This is a genomic window from Plantactinospora alkalitolerans, assembly GCF_015690345.1.
Classification (GTDB): domain Bacteria; phylum Actinomycetota; class Actinomycetes; order Mycobacteriales; family Micromonosporaceae; genus Plantactinospora; species Plantactinospora alkalitolerans.
Window position 1 is genome coordinate 24,467 of the sequence record NZ_JADPUN010000397.1, and the last position, 6,271, is coordinate 30,737.

Here is a 6,271-nt window from a genome sequence, read left to right on the forward strand (position 1 = left end):
GCCCCTTCCTAACACCCCGGTTACCCGGCCGACGGTGCGACGTCGACGTGTCGGTGCAGGTATTCGCGGATCAGCGCCGTCGCCTCGTTCAGCACCTTCTCGTCGCCCTCGGGAACCCGACGGAACGCCAGCTTGATCAGCGCGTCGGCGGCCTCCACGGCGATCTCCAACGCGAAGCGCAGCCGGGGCGCGTCCGCGGTGCCGAACTGCTCGACCAGCACCCTGGCCAACTGCTCGGCGATGACCCCGTTGTTGTGCCGATCCTCGTCGAGGAGGTGGACGTCGACCACATCGCCGAAGTGCAGGGTACGGAAGCCGGGAACCCGGCGGTGCATGGTGATGTACTCGTCGATCGCGGCATCGACGCCGTCCCACCAGTAGGTCAGGTCGCCCCGGGAGAACCGGTCGCCCAGCCGTTCCAGGTATGCCTCCATGTTGCGCAGAGTCAGTGCCTGCACGATCGCTCGCTTGTCGGGGAAGAACTGGTAGACCGATCCGATGGCAACGCCCGCGCGTTCGGCGAGCAGGGTGGTGGTCAGCCCTTCGTAGCCGACCTCGTCGACTATCTCGGCGCACGCGTCGAGCATGCGCTGGACCCGAGCGACGCTGCGGCCCTGCACCGGGACGCGGCGCAGTGGACCGGATGTGGCGGTTGACGTGGACACTCGTCGCCACTCCCTTTCGACGGGATGAAGGTTACTAGGCGTCGCGGATTTCGAAACGCTACCCGTACTAACGAGCCGGGTGGATATGCGGTATTTACTCGCCGTGACGATCCTGATTTACTCGCCCTGCACACCTTGATGCGAGGGTAATTCACATTTATCCATTGGCGGCCTGGACGTTCCAGGGAGGGGTCAGATGAACGGGCGTACCGCACCACCCGGGGTCACCTCCTGGTCGAACTGGGCCGGCAATCAGCGCACCAGCGCCACCGCACTCCGTCCGGCGGACCCGGACGAGGTCGCCCAGGCGGTCCGGGCCGCCCGAGCCGCCGGTCGACGGATCAAGCCGGTCGGCAGCGGCCACTCCTTCACCGCCATCGCCCGCGCCGACGACCAGTGGATGGACCTCGGGACGCTGGCCGGACCGGTACGTGTCGACGCCGGCCGCCGACTGGTTACCGTACCTGCCGGGATGTCCCTCCGAACGCTCAACGAACTACTCGCCAGTCACCGGCTGGCCCTGGCCAACCTCGGCGACATCGACGCGCAGACGGTCGCCGGGGCGATCTCCACCGGCACCCACGGCACCGGCGCCGGCTACGGTTGCCTCTCCACCTTCGTCGCCGGACTGACCCTGGTGACCGGGACCGGTGAGTTGATCACCTGTTCCCCCCAGGAGCGCCCGGAGGTGTTCGCCGCGGCCCGGGTCGGGCTGGGCGCGCTCGGCGTCATCGTCGAGGTGACCCTGCGTTGCGTGGACGCCTTCGTGCTGCGCGCGGACGAACGCCCGGCACCGCTCGCCGAGGTGCTCGCCGAACTGCCGGAGCTGGTCGGCGGCAACGACCACTTCGAGTTCTACTGGTTCCCGTACACCGACCGGGTGCAGGTGAAGGTCAATAACCGGGTACCCGTCGACGACCGGCCACTGCCCCGGTTCCGGAGCTGGCTCGACGACGACTTCCTCGCCAACCGCGTCTTCGCCGGTGCCTGCCGGCTCGGCCGGGTCGTTCCGGCGCTGGTCCCGACCATTCACGCCGTATCGGCCCGCGCGCTCACCGCCCGGAGCTACACCGCGAGGTCCGACCGGGTCTTCTGCACCCCGCGCCGGGTCCGGTTCGAGGAGATGGAGTACGGGCTGCCCCGGGCCGCCCTGCCGGAGGCGCTCGCCGGGCTGCGTCGGGTGATCGAGGAGCTGCCGTTCCGGGTGCTCTTCCCGGTGGAGGTCAGGTTCACCGCCCCGGACGACATCTGGCTCTCGCACGGCTACCAGCGCGAGTCGGCGTACGTCGCCATCCACCAGTACGCCGGGATGCCGGCCGAGCCGTACTTCCGGGCGTTCGAGCAGGTGGCGATGGGGTTGGCGGGTCGGCCGCACTGGGGCAAGCTGCACTACCGGGACGCGGAGTCGCTGCGGCCGGCGTACCCCCGGTTCGCCGACTTCCTCGCCGTCCGGGACCAGCTCGACCCCGACCGGGTCTTCGCCAACTCCTACACCGAACAGGTACTCGGCGGCTGACCGGCCAGGCTGGATGGTCGCCCGGAGGGATCAGTCGGTCGGCTCGGCGGAGGCGGCCGCCTTCTTCGGCGCCGCCTTCTTGGCGGTGGTCTTCTTCGCCGCGGTCTTCTTCGCGGTCGTCTTCTTGGCCGCCGCCTTCTTCGCGGGCGCGTCGGTGGCGGTGGCCTTCGCCGCAGTCGCCTTCTTCGCCGGAGCCTTCTTCGCCGCCCGCTTGCGCGGCGCCGGACCCTTGGCCCGCTTCTCGGCCAGCATCTCCGACGCCTCCTCCAGGGTCAGCGCCTCCGGAGTCTGGGCACGTCGCAGCGACGCGTTGGTCTCCCCGTCGGTGACGTACGGCCCGAACCGGCCGTCCTTGATCACCAGCGGCTTCTCGGTCAGCGGATCGTTGCCCATCTCCCGCAGCGGAGGCGCCGCCGCCCGACGCTGCCGGGCCTTCGGTGCCGCCAGCAGGGCCAGCGCCTGGTCCAGCGTGACGGTGAAGAGCTGCTCCTCCGACTCCAGGGACCGGAACTCGTCGCCCTGTTTCACGTACGGGCCGTAGCGACCGTTGGCGGCCAGCACCTCGGCACCGTCCGGCCCGGCCCCGACCACCCGGGGCAGGGTCAGCAGCCGCAGCGCCTCCGCCATCGACAGCGACTCGGGTGACTGAGACCGCAACAGTGAGGACTTGCGCTCACCGCTGGAGACGTACGGGCCGAACCGGCCGGACTTGAGCACGATCGGCTCGCCGGTCTCCGGGTGCTCGCCGAGCTTGCGTTCCCCGCTACCGCCGAGGAACAGCTCGTGCACCTTCTCCGGGGTCAGCTCGTCGGGTGCCACGCCCTCCGGGATCGGTGCCCGGTCACCGGCGGCACTGCCGTCGTCACCGGTGCTCGCCTCGCCGGCACCGTTCTCGCCGGCGTCCCGGGACTGACCGGTCGGCTCCGAGCCCGGCAGGCCGCGTTGCAGGTACGGCCCGTAGCGGCCGACCCGGACCACGACGTCGCGCCCGTCCTCGTCCCGGAACAGCGGGATCGAGTTGACGCTGCGCGCGTCGATCTCGCTGAGGTTGTCGGTGACCATCTTCTTCAGGCCGCCGGACCGGGCGACCGAATCGTTGCCGCCCTGCTCGCTGCCGAAGTAGAAGGAGGTGAGGAAGTCCACCGCCGCGTGGTCACCACCGGCGATCTCGTCCAGCTCGTTCTCCATGGCGGCGGTGAAGTTGTAGTCGACCAGCCGCGGGTAGTGCCGCTCCAGCAGCCCGATCACGGCGAACGCGAGGAAGGACGGGATCAGGGCCTGGCCCCGCTTGGAGACGTACCCCCGGTCCTGGATCGTCTGCATGATCGAGGCGTACGTCGACGGGCGGCCGATGCCCAGCTCCTCCAGCGCCTTGACCAGCGACGCCTCGGTGTACCGGGACGGCGGTTGGGTGTGGTGCCCGGTGGCGGCGAGTTGCTCGGCGGTCAGCGGCTGGTCCTTGACCAGGTTCGGCAGCCGCCGCTCGGCGTCCTCGGCCTCGGCGTTCTCGTCGTCGGACGATTCCACGTACGCCCGCAGGAAGCCCGGCTCGGTGATGGTCTTGCCGGTCGCGCCGAAGTCGGCCTCCTCCCCGGAGGTGGAGACGGCCCGGATCCGCACCGAGACGCTGGAGCCGACGGCGTCGGTCATCTGGGAGGCGATGGTCCGGCGCCAGATCAGCTCGTAGAGCTTGAACTCCTCGCCGGAGAGCTCGTTCGCCACCTCGCCCGGGGTGCGGAAGTTGTCGCCCGCCGGCCGGATGGCCTCGTGCGCCTCCTGGGCGTTCTTGACCTTGCCGGTGTAGCGGCGCGGCTCCGGCGGAACGTTCCGCTCGCCGTACAGCTCGGCGATCTGCCGGCGGGCGGCGCTGATGGCCGTCTCCGACAGGTTCACCGAGTCGGTACGCATATAGGTGATGTAGCCGTTCTCGTACAGCCGCTGCGCGGTACGCATCGTCTGCTGCGAGGAGAACCGCAGTTTGCGGGCCGCCTCCTGCTGGAGCGTGGAGGTGATGAACGGCGCGTACGGGCGGCGCCGGTAGGGCTTCTCGTCCACCCGGGTGACGGTGAAGGGCCGCCCGTCGAGCCGGGCTGCCAGTCCTCGGGCGCCGTCGGCGTCGAGGTGCGTCACTCCGGCCCCGGGCTTCACCCGGCCGGTGGTCGGTTCGAAGTCCTTACCGGTGGCGATCCGGTCCCCGTTCAGCGCCACCAGGGTGGCGTGGAAGGTCCGGGGGCCCTCACCGCCCGCCCGCACCGCCAGGGTGGCCAGGATGTCCCAGTACTCCGCGCTGCGGAACGCCATCCGCTGCCGCTCGCGCTCGACCACGATCCGGGTGGCCACCGACTGGACCCGGCCGGCCGAGAGCCGGGGCATGACCTTCTTCCACAGCACGGGGGAGACCTCGTAGCCGTAGAGCCGGTCCAGGATCCGGCGGGCCTCCTGGGCGTCGACCAGGTCGCGGTCGATCTCGCGCGGGTTGGCCACCGCCGCCTGGATCGCCGCCCGGGTGATCTCGTGGAAGACCATCCGCCGGACCGGGACCTTCGGCTTCAGGGTCTCGACCAGGTGCCAGGCGATCGCCTCGCCCTCGCGGTCCTCGTCCGTGGCGAGGAAGACCTCGTCGACCTCCTTGGCCAGCCGGGTCAACTTGGTGATCTGCTGGCGCCGGTCGGGGGAGACGACATAGAGCGCGGTGAAGCCGTTGTCGACGTCGACGCCGAGTCGGGCCCAGGGTTCCCCCTTGTATTTGGCGGGTACGTCGGCGGCGTTGCGTGGCAGGTCACGGACGTGACCCAGGCTGGCCTCGACGACGTACCCCGGGCCGAGATAGCCCGAGATCGTCTTCGCCTTCGCCGGTGACTCGACGATGACCAGACGGGTGCTCCTGGCGTTACTCGGCACGTCTCTCCTGACCTCACTCACGATATTCGCCCCTGCGGACCGCTCTGTCCGCTCGGCGCAGCCGGCGGACCCCGCCGACCGGTGGCCGGACGTCCAACGTAACGCGCTGCCCGACTCCAGGGTTGCGCGGGCGGCGGGAAGTCCCGCTACGCTGCGGTGACGTCGGGTGTAACAACGCCGGACGGGCGGTCATGCCGGACGGCGACACCGTACACCCACCGTCGATCGACGCGTGGCCAACCGGACAGATCCCGTCCCGCCCAGCACATCATCAATAGGATTATCCGTACAAATCTGACGACTGGTGTCCGGGATGCGACACCGATCGATCCGATGCCGGCCCGGCCGACCCGTTCTACCGGCCGTGATCACGCTGCGCCACCCGGCCACTGCGCCGGCGGTGCGGCCGGCGGACGGTCCCCCACCAGCTCCGCGAGCCGGGCCAGTCGCCGCCGCCCGGTGATCCGGTACCCGGGACCGCCGGCCCCCGGATCGAGCAGCACCCCCGGCAGGCCGATCGCCGCCAACGCCGCGCCGACCGCCTCCCAGCACCCCTCGTCGGCCGGGCCGAGCCGGAGCACGAAGCCGAACTGCTCGACGCGACCCGCCGCGGCCGCCCAGAGCCGGAGCCGGGGACCGTTCAGGAAGAAGCCCGGCGGAGGGCGCTTCACCGCTCCGCGCAGCCAGCTCGCGCTCAGCGGCGCGAGCCGGGTCGTGTACGACGTACGCACCCCATGCTGCTCCTCCACCCGGCCGATCCAACTCGCGGTCAGGCCACGTCGGGCCAGTTCCGCGACCAGAACGTGCACCCGCCAGGCGGCATCGACGACGATCGAGACCCGGGCCGTGCCACCCATCCGGACCACCTCACCGGGCCCGGCCAGCAGGCCGGCGAGATCAGCCGTGGCGGGATCGTTCGCCTCGACGCCGAACAGGGAGAGCTGCCGGACCACCGGCCTGTCCGGTGCGTCGGTCATCCCGTCCGACCCGGGCTGACGGTCATCGCGCCGACCTGACGCGATATCCGGGTCCACGGTGCCGGCATCCGGAACACCGGCACCGGCGCTCGGGGCGGCAGAGCCGGAGTCGAGCCCGGAGTCGAGCACCACGGGCCCGGACGTCGGGATGGCGACGACCGGGACGGCGGAAGCGGGGATCAGTGCGGCCTGGTCGGTGGACTCGGCCGGGG

4 protein-coding genes are annotated in these 6,271 nt (G+C 70.7%); 1 reads left to right on the plus strand and 3 read right to left on the minus strand.

Annotation, left to right across the window (positions count from 1 at the left end; genetic code table 11):
- Nucleotides 1-20: 20 nt before the first annotated feature.
- On the minus strand, nt 21-665 hold the full coding sequence (locus I0C86_RS39050; protein ID WP_196206346.1) for a TetR/AcrR family transcriptional regulator: 645 nt from the start codon (nt 663-665) through the stop codon (nt 21-23).
- Between the two features lie 196 nt (nt 666-861).
- Between I0C86_RS39050 and I0C86_RS39055 the strand changes: the two genes are divergently transcribed.
- The gene (locus tag I0C86_RS39055) at nt 862-2,181 is read left to right on the plus strand and encodes a D-arabinono-1,4-lactone oxidase (protein ID WP_196206347.1); all 1,320 of its coding nucleotides are present in this window, start codon (nt 862-864) and stop codon (nt 2,179-2,181) included.
- Nucleotides 2,182-2,211: 30 nt separating this feature from the next.
- Here I0C86_RS39055 and topA read toward each other — a convergent pair whose 3' ends face one another.
- Nucleotides 2,212-5,082 carry a type I DNA topoisomerase gene (gene topA / locus I0C86_RS39060; protein ID WP_196206348.1) on the minus strand — a complete coding sequence of 957 codons (2,871 nt, stop codon included), beginning with the start codon at nt 5,080-5,082 and terminating at the stop codon, nt 2,212-2,214.
- A gap of 368 nt (nt 5,083-5,450) precedes the next feature.
- Nucleotides 5,451-6,209: a hypothetical protein gene (locus tag I0C86_RS39065; RefSeq protein WP_407676397.1), complete on the minus strand. Its 759-nt coding sequence runs from the start codon at nt 6,207-6,209 to the stop codon at nt 5,451-5,453.
- Nucleotides 6,210-6,271 lie beyond the last annotated feature (62 nt).

Bases quoted from the DNA above. Each gene is read 5' to 3' on its own strand.
- I0C86_RS39055 (WP_196206347.1), top strand. From the start codon at position 862: ATGAACGGGCGTACCGCACCACCCGGGGTCACCTCCTGGTCGAACTGG.